Here is a 20,199-nt window from a genome sequence, read left to right as displayed (position 1 = left end):
CGTCCGGGGCATGGTAGGCCCCGTGACGCCCTGTTAGGGTCGCTCAGACAGCAGTGCTGCACGGCGGTACACGAGTGAGTAGGGACCTGGGCCATGAGCTCGCAGACATTTCGCCGGGGTACTCCCGCGCTCCCGGATCCGTCGGAGCTCCGCTCAGCACCCGGCAGTGAGAACCCGCCACCCGAGGGGGATTCGCCCGCCACGGTGAACCGCGGCTTCCGGCCGGACGTCGAGGGCCTGCGCGCCCTGGCGGTCGTGGCCGTCATCGTCGACCACCTCTTCGACTGGCCCTCCGGGGGCTTCGTGGGCGTCGACGTCTTCTTCGTCATCAGCGGGTTCCTCATCACCGGGCTCCTGCTGAAGGAGTACGAGCGCACGAAGACGATCTCGTTCCTCGACTTCTACAAGCGCCGCGTCCGTCGCATCATGCCGGCCGCGCTCCTCGTGCTCGTGGTCACCACGGCCGTCTCGTTCCTCGTCTTCAACGTGGTGCGCGCGCAGGCCAGCCTGTGGGACGCCATCTGGTCGGCCCTCTTCGTCTCCAACTGGCACTTCGCGAGCGCCGGCACCGACTACTTCGCGGCCGACGGCCCCATCTCGCCGTTCCGCCACTACTGGTCGCTCTCGGTCGAGGAGCAGTTCTACCTCGTCTGGCCCGTGCTGATCTTCCTCGTGATCACGTTCGCCCGCCGCCGCACCCCGAAGAACCGCGTCAAGCGCGCGCGCCTCTTCACGCAGGCGATCGGCATCACGGTCGGCGTGCTGATCGTCGCGTCGCTCGCCTGGGGCTTCTACGAGACCTCGGCCCGCCCGACGGTCGCCTACTTCTCCACCTTCTCCCGCGCGTGGGAGCTCGGCATCGGCGCGCTCCTCGCGATCTTCGCCGCACGGATAGCCACGCTGCCCGCCGCGATCCGCCCCGTCCTCGGCTACGTGGGCCTCGCGGGCATCGTCGCCTCCTTCTTCCTCATCGCCGGCGACCGCGCCTTCCCGGTGCCCTCCGGCCTCCTGCCGGTCGTCGCGACCGCTCTCGTCATCGCGTCGGGCATCGGCGGCGTGTCGAAGGCCATGGTGCCGATCACCAACCCGGTCACCACCTACATCGGCCGGCTGTCGTTCTCGCTGTACCTCTGGCACTTCCCGGCGATCATCCTGCTGGCGTCGGTGCTCGGCACCGGCACGCTCGAGTACTACGGCGCCGCGATCGCCGCGACGCTCGTGCTCGCCATCGCCTCGTTCCACCTCGTCGAGGACCCGATCCGCCGCTCCAGCTGGCTCGACCCGAAGAAGGCCGGCCGCCGGTCCTCGGGCGCGCAGCTGAAGATGACCGTCGCGGCGCTGTCCGTCGTCGCGGTCGCCGTGGTCGGCGTCGTCGCCGTGGCCGTCGTGCGCGACGAGCCCGGCGGGCAGAGCCAGCTCGGCAGCGGCACCCCGAGCACGGGAGGCACGGCCGCCCCCGTCGAGGCGACGGGCACCGCGCTCGAGACCCGCGGCGAGCAGATCACCGCCGCGCTGGCCGCGGACGAGTGGCCCGCGCTGGATCCCGCCGTCGAGTCGTTCGGCGACTTCGGCCGCGACGTCATCGCGCCCGAGTGGGCGAAGGAGGGCTGCCTCGGCGCCGACCTCGCCGAGGAGCGGGACGCGATCGAGAACACCGAGCACTGCGTCTACGGGAACGCCGAGGCGGGCGCCGACAGGACCGCCGTGATCTTCGGCGACTCGCTCGCCATCAGCTACGCCCCCATGCTCCGCGCGAGCCTCGGCGACGAATGGAAGGTGCGCGTGCTCACGATGGCGCGCTGCCCCGCGTCGACCGTCACGAGCACGGACACCGATGGATCCGAGTACACGGAGTGCACGGACTTCCGCACCTGGGCGCTGAACGAGATGAACGAGACCAAGCCCGCGCTCGTCCTGATGAGCGAGGCCGTCGACAACTCCTACCTGTCGAGCGGGGCCACGGGCGGCGCCGCCGACCGCGAGTGGCAGGCCGGTGCGCTCACCACCATGAACGCGCTGAAGACCGCCGCGGCCAACGTCATCGTCCTGTCCCGCCCGCCGGCGGCCACGGCCCTCGTGGAGTGCAAGACGCCGACGAGCTCGCCGAACGACTGCCAGTCCACGGTGTCGCCGTCCTTCATCAGCCACGCGCGCACCATGGAGGCCGCGGCGACGGAGGTCGGGGCGCCCGTCCAGTTCATCAACACGCAGGGCTGGTTCTGCAGCCAGGGCACGTGCCCGGCGTTCGTGAACGGGATCCCCGTGCGCGGCGACACGTCGCACCTCACGGCCCGCCAGTCGCAGGACCTCGCGCCGATCATGTCGGACATCCTCGCGCCGCTCGGCATCGGCGCGGCCCCGGCCGCCGGCTGACCGCACCGCACCACCGCACGCCACGACGGGCGCTCCTCCTCACGGGAGGGGCGCCCGTCGTCGTGCGCCCGGCGGGCGGGCGCGGGCCGAGGGGGCACGCGGCGAGGGAGACGCACGGAGGGAGGTCGCGCAGGGTGAGCACGTGTGCGGTGAGCGCCCGCCGTACGGGTGGGAGCGGAGGAACGGGAGCGCGTCCCCGGGGCCGGGCGGGGCCGGGGCCGGGGCCGCGAGGCACGTGGCCGTGCTCCCGGGGTGTGCGCGAGCCGCGGACGGCGGGCAGTCGCCCCGGCACGCGTCTCCGCGCGCTGGCCCCCGACTCGGCGCGCGCCCGGCTCTGGGGCGACGCGGAGGGGCCGGCGGGGATCCAGCCGGGTGCTAGCCCCGCGGGGCCTTCGCGCCCGAGGAGCTCGTGAGGCGCCGGGCGACGCCGATGAACGGCAGCTCCACGAACCGGTGCACGAGCCAGGAGACGACGAGCGTGACGGCGATGGCGACCACGACCCGCACGATCCCCTCGGGCACGTCGACGGCCCGCATCACGCGGTAGGCGAGCGGGTGCAGGAGGTACGCGGCGTACGAGATCGCGCCGAGCCAGATCAGCACGCGCGAGTGGGCCGCCCGCCGCGTCGCGTAGAACGCGAAGAACAGGCCGAGGCCGAGGAGGAACGACACGGAGTAGTCGAAGGGCGGCCAGTCCGCGTCCTGCCCGCCGTTGAGGTAGGTGAACAGCGGCACGCCCACGACGCCGGCGACGAGGAGTCCGCGCCAGGCGGTGGATCCGTCGCGGTCGCGCAGGTGGATCGCGTGCCCGAGCGAGGCCGTGTACAGCAGCAGCGGCAGCGTCCACGGCAGCTCCCGCTCCAGCACGCGGCCGGCGATCGCGGCGGCGACGAAGCCGGCGAGCCAGACGTAGCCCAGGGCGACGCTGCGGTCGAGGCGGCCGATGAGCTTGGCGACGAGCGACTGCCCGTAGAAGATCAGCTCGATGCCGAGGGTCCAGGCGGTCGGCACGATCGTGTAGATCCCCACGGCGCCCTGCACCATGAGCACGTTCGCCATGATCACGAGGGGCCCGCCGAGCTCGCCCTCGCCGGTGGTCGCGACCCACAGCATCATGAGGCCGAGCACGAGCCAGTAGAGCGGGAAGAGGCGGTACAGGCGGCGCACGAGGAAGGTGCGGGTGTCCTGGCGCTGGAGGCTCAGCGGGATGACGTAGCCGCTGACCAAGAAGAACGCGACGACGCCCACGCGCCCGGCGTCGACCCACTGCCGGCTGAAGTCCTCGAACGCGGGGTACTCCGCGGCGATGAGGTGCTGGAGCACCACGATGAACGACGCGACGCCGCGGACCGCCTCGAGGAACTCGATCTTCCGACCGGTCTCGCTCTTCACTGTCACGGTGCTGGTCACGCGGGCTCTCCTCTGGTGCGGGCGCGACGCTCCCGAGGCACCGCTTCGACCCTAACCGCCGGGCTGCACGCGGGAGGGCGGGGGGATGCCCCTACTTCTGGGCGCTGTCGGCGAGGACCTCGGTGCGGACGAACCGGCGCACCTCGGAGCCCATGAGCTTGTAGCCCGTCATGTTGGTGTGGATCCCGTCGCGGAAGAACTCGGTCCGCCACTTCATGTCCTTGTTCGTGAGGTTCACCCACGGGTTGAAGTAGTGGTACCCCTGCGCGTCCGCGAACTCCTCGAGGTGCGCATTGACCTCGGGCGGCGTCTCGGGCGAGGCGTTCTGCGGCGGGATCCCGAGGATCACCGTCTCCTTCGGGGCGAGCTTCTCCACGGTCTGGGTGATGTCCGCGTCGAGCTGCGTGTCCGGCACGCCGGCGATGCGGTTGTTCGTGCCGATCATGATGAGCGCCACGTCGACGTCCTCGACGGTGGGCGTGTTCGCCGCCATGACGGTGCTGGTCGCGCCGTCGGTGCCCCAGCCGCCCGCGAAGGTCAGCGGGTCGCCCACGACGTAGTCGACGTAGGCCATGCCCTGGTCGATGCCCTGGGGCAGCGTGCCGACGAAGCCGTTCGTGTTCGAGTCGCCCATGACGACGATGCGGACCATGTCCTCGGGCGCCGTCGGGGCGGACGCGCTGGGCGCGGGCTCCCCCTCGGTCGCGGTGGGGGCGGGCTGCGGCGCGCTGGTGCACCCGGCGAGCAGGAGGACGGCGGCGAGGGCGCTGACGGCGCCCCGGGCCATGCGACGTGCGGGCATAGGTGTTCATCCGATCGTGGAGGGGTCCGCGGCAGCGGCGAGCCGGTGACCCCGTCAGCCGCTGCGATCACGGGGCCGCTCGGAAACCATTGTGACATGCGGTTTCCGTCGGCTCGATGGCGGCGTGGCGCGCCGCCGATCCGCGGGGGGCGCGTTCGCGCGCCCGGCCGCGTGGTGCCGGGGAGCTCGTCCGCGCGGCTCAGGCGGTGCGCGCGAGACGGACGAGCGCCTGCACGGCCGCGTGATCCGAGGGGGAGCGGCCCTCGAACGTGTACGGGTTGATGGCCGAGTCGACCACCTCGACGCCGCTGCCCGCGAGGATCCAGTCGATGCGCTCGCCCTCGGGCACCGGGTCGCCGTAGGCCGTGAACGTGCCGATCCCGGGGGTCGCGTGGTGCGCGGCCGTGGTCCAGGTGTCGGCGAGGCCGGCGTCGCGCGTGAGGATGTCGTACGCCGCGGACTCCTCGGCGGGAGCGTTGAAGTCGCCCGTGACCACGACGGGCGCGCCGGACGCGACCTCCTGCAGTCGCTCGGTGATGAGGTCGGCGCTCTTGACGCGCGCGAGCTCGGACTCGTGGTCGAGGTGCGTGTTGAGGTGCACGAACTCGGCGCCGCTGCGGCGGTCGCGGAAGCGCGCCCACGTCGCGATGCGCGTGGTGCTGCAGCCCCAGGAGCGGGATCCGATGAGCTCCGGCAGGTCGGACAGCCAGAACTGGTCCCACGCGACCACGTCGAGGCGGCGCTCGTCGTAGAAGATCGCGCTGTACTCGCCGCCGGATCCGCCGTCGCGGCCGTAGCCGAGCATGCGGTGGTGGGGGAGCGCGCGGGCGATGGCGGGCAGCTGGGCCGAGAGGGCCTCCTGCACGCCGAGGACGGTGGGCTGCTCGAGCTGGAGGAAGCGGGCGAGCACGGGCTCGCGGTCGGCCCAGTGGTCGGGATCGCCCGGCTCGGTGGAGGGGCGGGCCAGGCGGATGTTGCAGGTCATGACGTGCACGAGGTCGCCCTCGGCGGAGCCGATGGTCGCCTGCTGGGGCGGGGCGGGAGCGACGGGAGCCGCTGCCGCCTGACGAGACGGAGGGGGGTCGGCCTCCGCGGTGCCGTCCGGGCCGTCCGTCGTGGTGGTCGTCTCGTCCGCGCGCGGTCGCTCGAGGAGCGCCGTGCCGGAACCGCGGGTGGGCCGCCCGACGCCGGGATCCGAGGATCCGGCACCGTCGAACAGGTCGCGTCGGCTGAATCCGCCGCTGGCCATCATGGAGATCTCCTCGGGTCGCACGTGTCTCGCATGATCAGCCTGCGCGCGCGTGCCCCTGCGGGGCACCAACGGCGCATGGCGGATGCGTGAACTGCACGCACAGGTCTACGCGAGGGGTGCGGGGATGGCAACCCGGGGTCGGCGTGTCGGCCGGGAGCGGAGGGTTCCGCCAGGCGGAGCATGGCCCGCGGACAGACGCGCGCGCCGCGGGCGGGTGCCGGCGGCGCGCGGATCCGTGCGGGTGGGGTCGGTCAGCCCAGGTGCTCGGCGAGGAAGTCCGTGAGGGCGCGCCACGAGCGGCGCTCGGCGCGGTCCTGGTACTGCGCGCCGTGGTCGGGGGAGTCGACGCCCGGCACCGAGAAGGCGTGCATGGCGCCGCTGTAGGAGACGACCTGCCAGTCGATCGCGGGACGCGTGCGCATCTCGTCCTGGAACGCGGCGACCTTCTCGTCGGGGACCATGGGGTCGTCCGCGCCGGTGAGGACGAGGATCGCCGCCTTCACGTCGGCGACGTCGGCCGGCTCGTGCACCACGAGGCTGCCGTGCAGCGAGATAGCGGCCTTGATCTCGGCACCCGCGCGGGCGACCTCCAGCGACGCGCTGCCGCCGAAGCAGTAGCCCATGACGGCGATGCGGGACGGGTCGACGTCCGGCTCGGCCGCGAGCCGGTCGATGCCGGCCTGCACGCGGGCGCGCATGAGCGGCAGGTCGGCGTAGAAGGACCCGGCGACCTGGCCGGCCTCCTCGGGGCCGGGGCGCACGTCGCGGCCGTAGACGTCGGCCGCGAAGGCGACGTAGCCGAGGCGCGCGAGCATCTGGATGCGTGCGGCCACGTGCCCGCCGACGCCGAACCAGTCGTGGATCACGAGGACGGCCGGGCGGTGGCCGCCCTGCGACGCGTCGCGCGCGAGGAGCCCCTCGAGCTCGGTGCCCTCGTGCTCGTACAGCACGGGACCCATCTGGATGTCGGCGCCCGCGGGCAGCGGCACGCGCTCGGTGAGCTCGGCGAGCGACGGCGACCAGACGGGGGTCGATGCGGGGTCGGTCATGCTCATGCCTCCACGGCGGTGCCGAAGCGGGCGGGGAGCGTGGCGCGGTGTATCCCGCGGAGCTCGTCCACGGACAGGGTGAACAGGCCCTGCAGCTCGAGTCCGGGCGCCTGCGCGTCCGTGACGCCGATGCGCAGCACCGGGTAGCCGCGGCCCTCGCAGAGGCCCTGGAACTTCACGTCGTCCTCGCGCGGGACCGTGACGATCATGCGGCCGGTCGACTCGGAGAACAGCGCGGTCGCCTGGTCGACGCCGTCGCGCTGGACGATGCCGTCGAGCCAGACGCGCGCGCCGACGCCGAAGCGCATCACGGACTCCGCGAGCGCCTGGCCGAGGCCGCCGTCCGAGAGGTCGTGCGCGCTCGCGATGAGCGACTGCGTGGCGCCGGCCGCGATGAGCGACGCGAGGTCGCGCTCGGCCTGGAGGTCGACCACGGGCGGGACGCCGCCGAGGTGGTCGTGCACGGTGCCGGCCCATGCGGATCCGTCGAGCTCCTCGCGCGTGACGCCGAGGAGGTAGATGTTGTCGCCCTCGTCCTGCCACCCGGACGGGATGCGGCGCGCGACGTCGTCGATCACGCCGAGCACGCCCACGACGGGCGTCGGGTGGATGGCCTGCGTGCCCGTCTGGTTGTAGAGGGAGACGTTGCCGCCCGTGACGGGGATCTCGAGCGCGAGGCAGCCGTCCGCCAGGCCCTCGACCGTGCGGCTGAACTGCCACATGACCTCCGGGTCCTCGGGGCTGCCGAAGTTGAGGCAGTCGCTCACGGCGACGGGCGTGGCGCCGGACGCGGCGACGTTGCGGTACGCCTCCGCGAGGGCGAGCTGCGCGCCGGCGTAGGGGTCGAGCTGGCAGAAGCGGCCGTTCGCGTCGGTCGCGACCGAGAAGCCGAGGCCGCTCTCCTCGTCGACGCGGACCATGCCGGCGTCGTCGGGGAAGGAGAGCGCCGTGTTGCCCATGACGTAGCGGTCGTACTGGTCGGTGATCCACGACGCGTCGGCGAGGTTCGGGCTGCCGAGCAGCTGCAGGAACTGGTCGCGGATGTCGTCGGGCGCGGTGGGGCGCGCGAGGCGCGACGCGGAGTCGGCCTGGAGGGCGTCGATCCACGTGGGGTAGGCGACGGGCCGGTCGTAGACGGGGCCGTCGACCGCGACCGTGCGCGGCTCGACGTCGACGATGCGCTCGCCGTGGTGGTCGATGACGAGGCGGCCGGTGTCGGTGACCTCGCCGAGCACGCTGGTCTCGACGTCCCACTTCGCGACGACCGCGAGGAACCCCTCGAGCTTCTCGGGGCTCACGACCGCCATCATGCGCTCCTGGCTCTCCGACATGAGGATCTCCTCCGCCGTGAGCGACGGGTCGCGCAGCAGCACCTCCTCGAGCCGGATGTGCATGCCGCCGTCGCCGTTCGAGGCCAGCTCGCTCGTGGCGCAGGAGATGCCCGCGGCTCCCAGGTCCTGGATCCCCTCGACGAGGTCCTCGGCGAAGAGCTCGAGGCAGCACTCGATGAGCACCTTCTCGGCGAACGGGTCGCCGACCTGCACGGCGGGCCGCTTGGTGGGACCGCCGTCGGCGAAGGTGTCGCTCGCGAGGATGGAGGCGCCGCCGATGCCGTCGCCGCCCGTGCGGGCGCCGAACAGCACGACCTTGTTGCCGACGCCGCGCGCGTTGGCGAGGTGGAGGTCCTCGTGGCGGAGGACGCCGACCGCGAGCGCGTTCACGAGCGGGTTGCCCTGGTACACGCGGTCGAAGTAGGTCTCGCCGCCGATGTTCGGCAGGCCGAGGCAGTTGCCGTAGAAGCTGATGCCCGCGACCACGCCGTGCACGACGCGCGCGGTGTCCGGGTCGTCGATGTCGCCGAAGCGCAGCGCGTCCATCACGGCCACGGGGCGCGCGCCCATCGAGATGATGTCGCGGACGATGCCGCCGACGCCCGTGGCCGCGCCCTGGAACGGCTCGATGTAGGAGGGGTGGTTGTGGCTCTCGATCTTGAAGGTGACGGCCCAGCCCTCGCCCACGTCGACGACGCCGGCGTTCTCGCCCATGCCGACCATGAGGTCCTTCTTCATGGACTCGGACACCTTCTGCCCGAACTGGCGCAGGTACTTCTTCGAGGACTTGTAGGAGCAGTGCTCGCTCCACATGACCGAGTACATGGCGAGCTCGCCGCTCGTGGGGCGGCGGCCGAGGATCTCGCGGATCCTCAGGTACTCGCCCTCGGTGAGCCCGAGCGCCGCGTAGGGCTGCTCCTTCTCGGGGGTGCGCTCGGCCATCTCGACGGTGTCGGCGACGTGGCGGCGTGCGCTGCGTCCCTCTCCCGCGGGGGTCTCGGTGGGGACGGATGCGGGATCGGGGTGGACGCTCACTGCGCGAGGACTCCTTCGAGGACGGACGTGAAGAGACGGAGGCCGTCGACACCGGAGCGCATGGCGGCCGGGGTGTCCGGTCCGAAGCCCTCCTCGACGGCGTGCTCGGGGTGGGGCATGAGGCCGACGACGTTGCCGCGGGCGTTGGTGATCCCGGCGATGTCGCGCAGGGATCCGTTCGGGTTGCCGCCGAGGTAGCGGAAGGCCACGCGGCCCTCGCCCTCGAGGCGGTCGAGCGTGTCGGCGTCGGCGATGAAGCCGCCCTCGCCGTTCTTCAGCGGGATGGTGATCTCCTCGCCCTCGGCGAAGGCGCTCGTCCACGCGGTGCCGGTGGCCTCGACGCGGAGGCGCTGGTCGCGGCAGACGAAGTTGCCGGCCTCGTTGCGGATCAGCCCGCCGGGCAGCAGGTGCGCCTCGGTGAGCATCTGGAATCCGTTGCAGATGCCGAGGACGGGGACGCCGCGCTCGGCCGCGTCCACGACCTCGCGCATGATCGGCGCGAACGCCGCTATGGCGCCGGCGCGCATGTAGTCGCCGTAGCTGAAGCCCCCGGGGAGCACGACCGCGTCGACGCCCTGGAGGTCGTGGTCGCCGTGCCAGAGCGCGACCGGGGTGGCGCCCGCGAGGCGGACGGCGCGCTGCGCGTCGCGGTCGTCGAGGGATCCCGGGAAGGTGATGACCCCGACGCGCATCAGCGCTGCTCCGCCGCGGCGGAACCGTGGGGGAGCGGGTGCGCGGCGACGTCGGTGTCCGCCGTGCCGCCGTCGGCGACCGTGTGGTCGTCGGTGACGTTGCCGGTGGCCATGTCGGCCTCGGCGGAGATGCCGAACCCGTCGAGCCCGGCGACGTGGACGCTGATGACGTCCTCGATGACGGAGTTGGAGAGCATGTCGGCGGCGAGGGTCTGGACGTCGGCGAGCAGCGCGTCGTCCACCTCGCCCTCGACGGTCAGCTCGAAGCGCTTCCCGATGCGGACGCCGGTGAAGCGGTCCTTCCCGAGACGGGCGAGGGCGCCGGCCACGGCCTTCCCCTGGGGGTCGAGCAGCTCGGCCTTGGGCATCACTTCGACGACGATCGTGGGCACGATGGATCTCCGGCTTCCTGGAGGCGGGTGGATGCGCTCAGCGTACCGGACGGCCGCGCCCCGCCGAGCGGGTCGGCAGGGCGGGAGCGCGGGGCGGGAGCGCGGGGCGGGAGCGCGGCGGGCCGTCGGGCGGATCAGCCGATCGCCTCGGGCAGCAGCTCCACGCGGTAGGCGGCGTCGATGGTCTCGCCGGTGGCGGGATCCTCGAGCTGCACGCGCCAGCGCGACGCGAACTGGTCGACACCCGGGACCATCGCGACGGTGCCCGAGATGAGCACCGTGCCGGGGACGCGGAGGCCGCGCTGCTCGAGCACCTCGAGCCAGTGGTCGGGGGTGAGGAGCGCGGCGAGCGTGGCGTCCTGGATCAGCTCCTCGGCGCCCTCCTCGCCGACCCAGCCGCGCAGGCGGATCGCGTCGAGGCGGTCGCGCACGTCGGCGAGGCGCCAGGCCTTCCGTCCCAGCATGTCCGGCCCCGCGTTCTTGCTCCACGCGACGCCGTGCACCTCGAGCGCGCGGTCGGTGTGGTCGCACGCGACGGTGAGGAGCACGTCGTCGTCGGTGATGACGAGCGCCCACTCGGCCTCGCCCGAGGTGCGGCCGTGCTGCGCGGGCACCGTGTCGGCCTGCGAGGCGAGGTACGGGGCGACGGGGTAGAGCGCGGGCGTGGTCTCGGGTCCGGGCACGCCGAGCTCGGCCAGCTCGTCGATGTGCGCCTGCACCTCGGCCTGGTCGCGGCCGGCGTATCCGGCGTTGAGGAGCGACACCACCTCGACGCTCGGGGTGGATCCGTCGGGCAGCTGGAAGCGCAGGGTGGTCATCGGTCCTCCGGTGGTGTTTCGAGCGTGTGAAGAAATGCGGATCCGGCGCCTCGGCCGTGGTGCCGGGCCTCCGGTATGTATACTGTATACAGCACACCGACCGGACGCCGGGCGGGATCCGATCGCCGGATCCTCCAGCCCGGCTCCCTCACCCGAGGAGCCCCATGGCCGACGACCCCACCGCCTCCCCGGCGGCGACCGCGCCCGCATCCGGCGCGCACGCGGCACCCGCCGCGACCGAGAAGCCCACCCGCCGCGAGCTCGTGAAGGCGTTCACCGCGAGCCTCACCGGCACCTCGCTCGAGTGGTACGACTTCGCCGTCTACTCGGCGGCCAGCGCCGTCGTGTTCCCCGTCGTCTTCTTCCCCGCGTCGGATCCGTACACGGCGACGATCCTCGCGTTCTCCACCTACGCGGTCGGCTACGTGTCGCGCCCGGTCGGCGGGTTCGTCTTCGGGCGGCTCGGCGACAAGATCGGCCGGAAGCCCGTCCTCGTGCTCACGCTGCTGCTCATCGGCATCGCGACGTTCCTCATCGGCGTCCTGCCGGGCTACGCGAGCATCGGGCTCGCGGCGCCGATCATCCTGGTGCTCCTCCGCTTCGCGCAGGGCGTGGGGGTCGGCGGCGAGTGGGGCGGCGCGGTGCTGCTCTCGAGCGAGTTCGGGGATCCACGCAAGCGCGGGTTCTGGTCGTCCGCCGCCCAGGTCGGCCCGCCCGCGGGCAACCTGCTCGCCAACGGCGCCCTCGCGCTGCTCACCGTGCTGCTCACCGAGGAGGACTTCCTCGACTGGGGCTGGCGCGTGGCCTTCCTCCTCTCGGCGCTGCTCGTGGCGTTCGGCCTCTGGATCCGCCTGAAGCTCGAGGACACCCCCGTCTTCAAGGCGCTGCAGGAGCGCGGCGACCGGCCGAGCGCGCCCATCTCGGAGATCTTCCGCACGCAGGGCCGCCCGCTCGTCGCGGCGATCCTGTCCCGCGTCGGACCCGACGTCCTCTACGCGCTCTTCACCGTCTTCACGCTCACGTACGGCGTGAACACGCTCGGCTTCGACCGCAGCCAGGTGCTCGTGGCGGTGCTCGTGGGATCCGCCGTGCAGCTGTTCACGATCCCGTTCGCCGGCGCCGTGAGCGACCGGATCAACCGCCGCGCGCTGTACGCGGCCGCCGCGGTGGGCGCGGCCGTGTGGTCGTACGTGTTCTTCGCGATCACCGACGGCTCGTCGACCTTCGTGCTCGGCGTGGGCATCGTGCTCGGGCTGTTCTTCCACTCCTTCATGTACGGGCCGCAGGCGGCGTACATCATCGAGCAGTTCTCGCCGCGGCTCCGCTACACGGGGGCGTCGCTGGCGTACACGATCGCCGGCGTCATCGGCGGGGCCATAGCGCCGCTGATGTTCACGATCATCTACGAGGAGACCGGCAGCTGGGTCGGCATCGCGCTGTACCTCACGGCCGCCGTCGTGCTCACGCTCGTGGGCCTCGCGATGGGCCGGGACTCGGACGTGTCCGAGGACGAGGAGTACGTGCGCACCGGCGCCGAGGGCGTGGCGGCACCGCGCGGCTGACGCGCATCCCGACCGGCCGGCGCCCGGATCCCCGTCGCGGGGTCCGGGCGCCGTCGTCGGGAGAGGGGAGCGGCGGGAGCTCGTCAGGCGCGCAGCAGCACGTCGAGCGTGACGGCGAGGTGACGGTCGATCGCGTCGCGCGCCGCCTCGGCGTCGCCCGCGGCCAGCGCGTCGACGATGCCGCCGTGCTCCTCGCAGACCCGGTCCTGCCGATCGGTCGCGCGGTAGAGCGCCTCGACGCCCACGAGGATCTGCCGGGCGCGGAGCTTCGCGTAGGTGCGGCTCATGAGCTCGCTGCCCGCGGCGTCGACGAGCAGCTGGTGGAAGCGGCGGTCGTGCTCGATGAACTCCCGGCCGCTCTCGCGCGGCGGCGTCTCGACCATGGCGCGCTGCTGCTCGAGCACCTCGCGCATCGCGTCGAGCGGCGTGCGGTCGTGCTCCACGGCGCTCGTGGCCGCGTGCCGCTCGAGGACGCCGCGGAGCTCCATCAGCTCGGCGATCTGGCGGCCGGTGATGACGGGGATCCGCGCGCCGCGCTTCGGGATCATCTCCACCAGGTCGTCGGCGGCGAGCAGCAGCAGGGCCTCGCGGACGGGCGTGCGGGAGACGCCGATGCGCTCCGCGAGCTCCTGCTCGTTGAGGAAGGCGCCCTGCTGATCCGGGTCGGTGAGCACGTGCGCGTGCAGGAACTCGTAGGCCCGCTCGCGGCCGGAGAGGGCGCTCGCCGCTGACCCTGGATCGCCCGCCCGTTCTCGCATACGCTATGTATACATCACAGGAGGACCATGAGAATCGCGCTCGCCCAGATCATCAGCTCCCCGGATCCCGCGGAGAACCTCGCACGCATCGCCGCGTTCGCCGAGGACGCCGCGCGGCAGGGCGCCGAGCTCGTGGTGTTCCCCGAGGCGGCGCAGCGCGCGTTCGGGAATCCCCTGCCGGAGGTCGCGGAGCCCCTCGACGGGCCGTGGGCGTCCGGCGTCCGCGCCGTCGCCGACCGGCTCGGGGTCGTGATCGTCGCGGGGATGTTCACGCCCGGCGCCGAGGGTCGCGTGCGCAACACGCTCCTCGTCGCGCGGCCGGAGGGCGCCCCGGCCGACGGCGCCTCGTCCTACGACAAGATCCACCTCTTCGACGCGTTCGGCTTCCGCGAGTCCGACGCCGTCGACCCGGGCGAGGACGTCGCTGTGATCGAGGTCGACGGCACCCACGCGTCCCTCGCCACCTGCTACGACGTGCGGTTCCCCGCGCTGTTCCTCGCGGGCGCCGACCGCGGCGCCGTCGTCAGCGTCGTGTGCGCGAGCTGGGGCGCCGGCCCCGGCAAGGCCGACCAGTGGGACCTCCTGCTGCGGGCCCGCGCGCTCGACTCCACCACGTTCGTGGTCGCGGTCGGCCAGGGCGACCCCACGACGCTCGAGGCCGGATCCCGCGGCCACGACCCCGCGAGCGGCGCGCCCACGGGCATCGGCCGCAGCGCGGTCGTCTCCCCGCTCGGCGAGGTGCTGCACCGCCTCGGCGGCGAGGAGGAGCTGCTCGTGGCCGACATCGACCCGGCCGCGGTCGAGCGGGCGCGCGGCACGCTGCCCGTGCTCGCGAACCGGCGCCGCGGGCTCGAGCAGCAGGCCTGAGCCGAGCCGAGCCGGGCCGCGCGCGCCGGGCCTCAGGCGAGCCGCATCACCGCGGCGTGGTCCTCGGCCGCGCGACGCAGCAGCGCGAGCATGATCACGAGCACCAGGCAGGCGGCGCCGCCGAGGGCGACGGCGCCGAGGAGCGCGATCATGACGGCGGGCGGGGTGATGGCCGCGAGCGCCAGGGCGCAGAAGGCGGCGACGCCGAGAGCCGTGGCGACGGCGGTGGCGGCGATGATGCCGCGGACGAAGCGGAACGCGCGCGCCTCGTAGATCCCGTCACCTCCGGCCAGGGTCGTCAGGCGCCAGACGAGCACGCACACCACCTGGGCGCACAGGGCGACCGCGACGATCCACGCGGCGACCGGCACGACGAGCCCGTCGAGGTCAGCCTCGCTGTCGCCCAGCGGGCCGGCCGCCGCGGCGACCATGAGCGCCTGCACGACGGCGGCGAGCGCGATCAGCACCGCCAGCAGCGTCTTCGCACCGAGCCTCGTGATCCTCGCCATGCCGTCTCCTCCTCGCCGTGCGGCCGGCGGGATCCGGCCCTCGGGGGAACGCTACGTCGGGCCGTGGCGGGCGCGCGTCGGGCGCGGGTCGCATCACGCGGACCGCGGGTCCGCCTCGCGAGGGAGGCGGACCCGCGTGGCAGGCGACGGGATCAGCGCCCGACGGGGCCCATGTCCGCGTAGCGGTCGCCGACGGGCGTGGGCAGCGACGACAGGCGCGACAGCTGGTCGGCCGAGAGCGTCACGGCGTCGGCGGCCACGTTCTCGTCGAGTCGGGCGACGCGCTTCGTGCCGGGGATCGCGGCGATGTCGTCGCCCTGCGCCAGGATCCACGCGAGCGCCACCTGGGCGGGCGTCGCGTCGAGCTCGCCCGCCACGTCCTTCACGGCGTCGACGATGCGCATGTTCTGCGCGAACGCCTCCTCCGCGAAGCGCGGCGACGACGAGCGGTAGTCGGTCTCGGACAGGTCGGCCGCGCTCGAGATCGCGCCCGTGAGGAAGCCGCGGCCGAGCGGCGAGTACGCGACCAGGCCGATGCCGAGCTCGCGCAGCACCTCGAGGACGGGGCCCTCGGGGTCGCGGGTCCAGATGGAGTACTCGCTCTGCAGCACCGAGATGGGGTGCACGGCGTGCGCGCGGCGGATCGTGTCGGGTCCGGCCTCGGAGAGCCCCAGGCGCAGGACCTTGCCCTCCTCGACGAGCTCCTTCATCGCGCCGACGGTCTCCTCGATGGGCACGGCCGGGTCGACGCGGTGCTGGTAGAGCACGTCGATGCGGTCGGTCCCGAGGCGCTGCAGCGAGGCCTCGACGGCGATGCGGATGCTGGTGGGCGAGCTGTCCATGCCGCGCTCGTAGTCCTCGGCGTCCCTGCCCGGCGCGTGCTTCAGCAGGCCGAACTTGGTGGCGATGACGACGTCGTCGCGGCGGTCCTTCAACGCGGATCCGACGAGCCGCTCGTTCGTGAACGGCCCGTACGCCTCGGCCGTGTCGAAGAGCGTGACGCCCTGGTCGACGGCGCGGTGGAGGGTGCGGATCGACTCCGCCTCGTCCTCGCCGTGCCCGTCGTAGAACGCGCTCATGCCCATGCAGCCGAGGCCGATGCGGCCGACGTCGAGGCCCGTGCCGGTGTGGATGTGCTTCATGCGATGCTCCGATCTCCCGCGGCCGGATGGGCCGCCTCTCGAGCCTAGGCACGCTCCTGTCCGCGACGCGCCGCGTTCACGCGTTGTTTTGAACCACTCAAGGGAAGTGTGCTTGACTGCGGCGATGCCCACCGATCACGCGCACCACCACGTGCCGCCCCTCGACGCCGACGCCCTGCGCGTCGCGCTCCGGGAAGCGGGACTGCGCGTGACCCGACCGCGCGTGGCCGTCCTCGAGGCTGTCGACGCGCACCCGCACTCGGACGCCGACGAGGTGCTCCGCGCGGTCAAGGGCGAACTGCCCGGCACGAGCATCCAGGCGGTCTACGGCGTGCTCGGCGCGCTCGCGGCCGCGGGGCTCGTGCGTCGCATCGAGCCCGCGGGATCATCCGCGCGCTACGAGCGCCGGACGGGCGACAATCACCATCACCTCGTGTGCACGTCCTGCCGGACGATCGTCGACGTGGACTGCGCGGTGGGGGAGTCCCCCTGCCTCGCGCCGTCCGACTCGGCGGGGTTCCTCGTGGCGAGCGCCGAGGTGACGTACTGGGGCCTGTGCCCCGAATGCCGGACCGCAGCCGCGGATCCCGGTGCCACGCCCGCGACCTGACCGTCGCCACCGGCCGTCCCCACGGCCGACTACCCGAGCCAGCACCTCCCCGTTCCACCGCTGACAGGAGAAACACCATGACCGACCAGAAGTACACCACCACCGACTCCGGAGCTCCGGTCGCCAGCGACGAGCACTCGCTGTCCGTCGGGCCCGACGGCTCCATCCCCCTCCACGACCACTACCTCGTCGAGAAGCTCGCGCAGTTCAACCGCGAGCGCATCCCGGAGCGCGTCGTGCACGCCAAGGGCGGCGGCGCGTTCGGCACCTTCCGCGTCACGGGCGACGTGAGCGCGTACACCCGCGCCTCCCTCTTCCAGCCCGGCGCCGAGGTCGAGATGCTCGCGCGCTTCAGCACCGTCGCCGGCGAGCAGGGCAGCCCCGACACGTGGCGCGACCCCCGCGGCTTCGCGCTGAAGTTCTACACGGACGAGGGCAACTACGACCTCGTCGGCAACAACACGCCCGTCTTCTTCATCCGCGACGGGATCAAGTTCCCCGACTTCATCCGCTCGCAGAAGCGCCTCCCGGGCTCGCACCTCCGCGACCACGACATGCAGTGGGACTTCTGGACGCTCTCGCCCGAGTCCGCCCACCAGGTCACGTGGCTCATGGGCGACCGCGGCCTGCCGAGCTCCTGGCGCCACATGGACGGCTTCGGCTCGCACACCTACCAGTGGATCAACGCGGCCGGCGAGCGCTTCTGGGTGAAGTACCACTTCAAGACCCAGCAGGGCATCGAGATCCTCAAGCAGGAGCAGGCCGACCAGATCGCGGGCGAGGACGCCGACTTCCACATCCGCGACCTCACCGAGGCCATCGACCGCGGCGACTACCCGGAGTGGAAGCTCGAGGTGCAGATCATGCCCTACGAGGACGCCAAGTCGTACCGGTTCAACCCGTTCGACCTCACGAAGGTGTGGTCGCAGAAGGACTACCCGCGCATCGAGGTCGGCACCATGACCCTGAACCGCAACCCGGAGAACTACTTCGCGCAGATCGAGCAGGCCGCGTTCGCGCCCTCGAACTTCGTGCCCGGGATCCAGGCCAGCCCCGACAAGATGCTCCTCGCGCGCATCTTCAGCTACGCCGACGCGCACCGCTACCGCGTGGGCACCAACCACGCGCAGCTGCCGGTGAACGCGCCGAAGTCGCCCGTGCACAGCTACTCGAAGGACGGCCAGGGCCGCTACACGTTCCAGGACGCCGGCACGCCCGTCTACGCGCCCAACTCGCACGGCGGCGCGCACGCCGACCCCGCCCGCGCCGCCGAGAGCGCCGGCTGGGAGCAGGACGGCGAGCTCGTCCGCTCGGCCGCGACCCTGCACGCGGAGGACGACGACTTCGTCCAGGCGCGCATGCTCGTCAACGAGTCGATGGACGACGCCCAGCGCGAGCGCCTCGTCGGCAACATCGTCGGCCACGTGAGCAAGGTCACCACGGCCGAGCTGCGCGCCCGCGTCATCCAGTACTGGACGAACGTGGACGGCTGGCTCGGTGCGGCCGTCGCCGCGGGCCTGCCGCCGCTCGCGGGTGACGCGCCCGTCGCCGAGGCCACCCCCGGCCCGACGCGCGACGCCGAGGAGGTCTCGGTCGCGGCCCACTGAGCCGCGGCGGTGATCCGCTGATCGCGTGACACGACGCCCGTCCCCTCGACGAGGGGGCGGGCGTCGTCGCGTGCGGGACCTGCGCGGCGGCTCCGACCCGCGACGCCGGGGCGCCGCCCATGGGACCGTGGACCGATCGACGCCGCATCCTGACCGGAGGACATCGCATGCGCAGCACCCGCCCGATCCCCGGCGACCCGTGGCCGCACGACATGGTGCTCCGGATCGACGACGAGCCCCGCGAGCTCACGTCTCTCCTGTTCGTTCGCGAGGCGTGGCGGTTGCCGATCCCCGACGTGCCCGGGCTCGAGGGGGAGCCCGACGTCGGGACGTCGGCGCGGCCGGCGGGACTCGGCGAGGCGGAGGCCGTGGAGCGCTGGCGGACCGAGTGGGCGCGGGTCTGGCCGCGCTTCGCCGTGCTCCGCCAGGTGATGCGCGCTCCGGAGGAGGAGGCGATGCGCCTGCTCCGCGGGATCGCGGCCGACGAGCAGGACGCCGGGACCCTCTTCGACGAGGCGGGCGTCGATCGCGAGGCCTTCGAGGCCTGGCACGTCACCCTCCGCGACGACCACCGGCTGCCGGTCGCCGAGCACCCCGAGCGCGTCTGCGTGACGGCGCTCGCCGACGCCTGGCGGGACGGGCTCGAGAGCATCGTGCAGCTGCCGTACGCGGGGTACCACGCCGAGCGCCGGGATCCGGCGACGCTCGTCGTGTCGCGCGCGGCACGACACGATCCGGAGCTGTACCGCCGGGCGCTCACCGCACCGATCGGCGGCGGCCCGCAGAGCTGACGCCCCGTCCGCAGCGCTGACGACCGGCACCGCCGAGCGCCGGTCAGTCCAGCGGCAGCTCCATCTCCAGGTCCTTCTGCGTGCGGTCCAGCGCGTACGGCACGCTGCGGCCCGTGAGGCGGAAGCCGCGGCGCTCGTAGTAGGCGCGGGCGCGCGGGTTGTCCTCGTGCACCTCCAGTCGGAGCGCCGCCGCGTTCGGCCGGTCGCGGGCCCAGGCGATCACGGCGTCGAGCAGCATGTCGGTGACGCCCGCGGCGCGACCCCGGGCCGACGGCGTGATGTAGACGCTCACGAGCATCACGCGGGTGGGGTCGGTCGAGACGTACGCGTTCATCGCGCCGAGCCAGCGGCCGGTCGCGGGATCCACCGCGGCGTACGCCGTGTTCCCCGGCCGCGCCGAGCGGAGGGTGCGGCCCTGCCAGTCGGAGTCGGGCCGGGTCAGCGCGCTCTCCAGTGTCTCGAGGTACGCGAGCGGGGTGTCCTCGAGCATCTCGAGGCGGAGCGTGCGGTACTCGCGCCAGTCCTCGGCGCGCACGCGGCGGATCACGGCACCGGGCGCGCTCACACCAGCTGCCCGTTGACGTGCAGGTCTCCGGCCGGGAACGCGTCGGCGGGGGAGGTGACGGGCAGCACCATCCAGCCGTGGTCCTGGTGCACGACCTCCGCGGCGCCGAGGAGCGTGAAGCCGTTGTAGTGGCCGGTGCGGCCGTCGAGCGGGATCCAGCCGTGCCGCGCGTAGTAGCCGGTCGTCTCCGCGCTCGTCTCGAGCAGGCCGAACGGGACGGCGAGGCGGGCGAGCGCACCGCGGATCCCGTCGGCGAGCAGCGTGCCGAGGCCCTGCCCCTGCCGCTCGGGGTGCACGGCGACCATGCCGGTGGATCCCACGAGCAGGTCGTCCGCCGGGTCGCCCTCGCCGTCGCCCGCCTCGACGAAGAGGCGCCGGATGCCCGCGTGCGCCACGAGCTCGTCGCCGTCGTGCACGAGGATCCGCAGCTCGGGCTGCGCGCCCGCCCAGCTGCGCGCGCCCGCGTAGCCCTCGCGGAAGTCGGGGAACGCGAGCGCGAGCAGCGCCGCGATCGACGTGTGACAGGCGAGGTCGAGCGCGCCCTCGCGGACGACGGAGAGGCGGGGTCCCATGGGTCGAGGCTAGCGGCCGGTCACGCGGCTGTCCGGGCACGGGACCGCGCCCGACGCGGCCC

Annotated in this window: 18 protein-coding genes and 1 pseudogene; 6 read left to right on the top strand and 13 right to left on the bottom strand. The window is 73.1% G+C overall.

From position 1 onward, the window contains the following. Window positions 1-204 precede the first annotated feature (204 nt). Complete coding sequence (locus tag BFL37_RS05005; protein ID WP_241533865.1) at window positions 205-2,373, top strand: acyltransferase family protein; 2,169 nt, start codon at window positions 205-207, stop codon at window positions 2,371-2,373. Between the two features lie 375 nt (window positions 2,374-2,748). Here BFL37_RS05005 and BFL37_RS05000 read toward each other — a convergent pair whose 3' ends face one another. The 8 genes and pseudogenes from BFL37_RS05000 to BFL37_RS04965 form a co-directional block, all read right to left on the bottom strand. Further along, window positions 2,749-3,783, bottom strand: a complete 1,035-nt coding sequence (locus BFL37_RS05000) for an acyltransferase family protein (RefSeq protein ID WP_086514057.1) — start codon at window positions 3,781-3,783, stop codon at window positions 2,749-2,751. A 91-nt stretch (window positions 3,784-3,874) separates the two neighbouring features. Further along, window positions 3,875-4,585 carry an SGNH/GDSL hydrolase family protein gene (locus BFL37_RS04995; RefSeq protein ID WP_086514056.1) on the bottom strand — a complete coding sequence of 237 codons (711 nt, stop codon included), beginning with the start codon at window positions 4,583-4,585 and terminating at the stop codon, window positions 3,875-3,877. A 199-nt stretch (window positions 4,586-4,784) separates the two neighbouring features. After that, on the bottom strand, window positions 4,785-5,837 hold the full coding sequence (locus BFL37_RS04990) for an endonuclease/exonuclease/phosphatase family protein (protein WP_086514055.1): 1,053 nt from the start codon (window positions 5,835-5,837) through the stop codon (window positions 4,785-4,787). Between the two features lie 251 nt (window positions 5,838-6,088). Further along, complete coding sequence (locus tag BFL37_RS04985) at window positions 6,089-6,886, bottom strand: dienelactone hydrolase family protein (RefSeq protein ID WP_241533864.1); 798 nt, start codon at window positions 6,884-6,886, stop codon at window positions 6,089-6,091. A gap of 2 nt (window positions 6,887-6,888) precedes the next feature. After that, on the bottom strand, window positions 6,889-9,252 hold the full coding sequence (gene purL, locus BFL37_RS04980) for a phosphoribosylformylglycinamidine synthase subunit PurL (RefSeq protein ID WP_086514053.1): 2,364 nt from the start codon (window positions 9,250-9,252) through the stop codon (window positions 6,889-6,891). Then, window positions 9,249-9,944 (bottom strand): phosphoribosylformylglycinamidine synthase subunit PurQ, encoded by a 696-nt coding sequence (purQ, locus tag BFL37_RS04975; protein WP_086514052.1) that lies wholly within the window; start codon window positions 9,942-9,944, stop codon window positions 9,249-9,251. The genes purL and purQ overlap by 4 nt, the downstream gene beginning before the upstream one ends. Window positions 9,945-10,096: 152 nt before the next feature. Further along, window positions 10,097-10,336 (bottom strand): annotated as a pseudogene (purS, locus tag BFL37_RS14840) (phosphoribosylformylglycinamidine synthase subunit PurS); the annotation flags it as partial. A gap of 134 nt (window positions 10,337-10,470) precedes the next feature. After that, window positions 10,471-11,154: a DUF2848 domain-containing protein gene (locus BFL37_RS04965; protein ID WP_086514050.1), complete on the bottom strand. Its 684-nt coding sequence runs from the start codon at window positions 11,152-11,154 to the stop codon at window positions 10,471-10,473. A gap of 164 nt (window positions 11,155-11,318) precedes the next feature. On the opposite strand from BFL37_RS04965, the gene BFL37_RS04960 reads away from it, so the two are divergent. Continuing rightward, entirely contained in the window at window positions 11,319-12,716 is a 1,398-nt protein-coding gene (locus BFL37_RS04960) for an MFS transporter (RefSeq protein WP_086514049.1), read from the top strand. Between the two features lie 83 nt (window positions 12,717-12,799). On the opposite strand, the gene BFL37_RS04955 is transcribed toward BFL37_RS04960, so the two are convergent. Further along, entirely contained in the window at window positions 12,800-13,474 is a 675-nt protein-coding gene (locus BFL37_RS04955; protein WP_086514048.1) for a GntR family transcriptional regulator, read from the bottom strand. Window positions 13,475-13,501: 27 nt separating this feature from the next. Between BFL37_RS04955 and BFL37_RS04950 the strand changes: the two genes are divergently transcribed. After that, entirely contained in the window at window positions 13,502-14,341 is an 840-nt protein-coding gene (locus BFL37_RS04950; protein WP_086514047.1) for a carbon-nitrogen hydrolase family protein, read from the top strand. 32 nt (window positions 14,342-14,373) lie between these two features. Here the strand turns inward: BFL37_RS04950 and BFL37_RS04945 are convergent, their stop codons facing one another. Both BFL37_RS04945 and BFL37_RS04940 read right to left on the bottom strand, forming a co-directional pair. Beyond that, window positions 14,374-14,850: a DUF2975 domain-containing protein gene (locus BFL37_RS04945; protein WP_086514046.1), complete on the bottom strand. Its 477-nt coding sequence runs from the start codon at window positions 14,848-14,850 to the stop codon at window positions 14,374-14,376. A gap of 152 nt (window positions 14,851-15,002) precedes the next feature. Then, on the bottom strand, window positions 15,003-15,992 hold the full coding sequence (locus BFL37_RS04940) for an aldo/keto reductase (protein ID WP_086514045.1): 990 nt from the start codon (window positions 15,990-15,992) through the stop codon (window positions 15,003-15,005). A 124-nt stretch (window positions 15,993-16,116) separates the two neighbouring features. Between BFL37_RS04940 and BFL37_RS04935 the strand changes: the two genes are divergently transcribed. The 3 genes from BFL37_RS04935 (at window position 16,117) to BFL37_RS04925 (ending at window position 19,000) form a co-directional block, all read left to right on the top strand. Continuing rightward, window positions 16,117-16,602, top strand: coding sequence for a Fur family transcriptional regulator (locus BFL37_RS04935; RefSeq protein WP_086514044.1), 486 nt, complete (start codon window positions 16,117-16,119; stop codon window positions 16,600-16,602). 77 nt (window positions 16,603-16,679) lie between these two features. Continuing rightward, window positions 16,680-18,209 (top strand): catalase, encoded by a 1,530-nt coding sequence (locus BFL37_RS04930; RefSeq protein WP_086514043.1) that lies wholly within the window; start codon window positions 16,680-16,682, stop codon window positions 18,207-18,209. 167 nt (window positions 18,210-18,376) lie between these two features. Next, on the top strand, window positions 18,377-19,000 hold the full coding sequence (locus BFL37_RS04925) for a hypothetical protein (protein WP_086514042.1): 624 nt from the start codon (window positions 18,377-18,379) through the stop codon (window positions 18,998-19,000). Window positions 19,001-19,043: 43 nt separating this feature from the next. Here BFL37_RS04925 and BFL37_RS04920 read toward each other — a convergent pair whose 3' ends face one another. Together BFL37_RS04920 and BFL37_RS04915 are read right to left on the bottom strand one after the other, a co-directional pair. After that, window positions 19,044-19,565, bottom strand: coding sequence for a GNAT family N-acetyltransferase (locus BFL37_RS04920; protein WP_241533863.1), 522 nt, complete (start codon window positions 19,563-19,565; stop codon window positions 19,044-19,046). Continuing rightward, window positions 19,562-20,137, bottom strand: a complete 576-nt coding sequence (locus BFL37_RS04915) for a GNAT family N-acetyltransferase (RefSeq protein ID WP_086514041.1) — start codon at window positions 20,135-20,137, stop codon at window positions 19,562-19,564. The genes BFL37_RS04920 and BFL37_RS04915 overlap by 4 nt, the downstream gene beginning before the upstream one ends. Between the last annotated feature and the right edge of the window lie 62 nt (window positions 20,138-20,199).

Source organism: Clavibacter michiganensis, from assembly GCF_002151125.1.
GTDB lineage: Bacteria > Actinomycetota > Actinomycetes > Actinomycetales > Microbacteriaceae > Clavibacter > Clavibacter michiganensis_C.
This window is presented reverse-complemented; position numbering and strand designations above follow the sequence as displayed.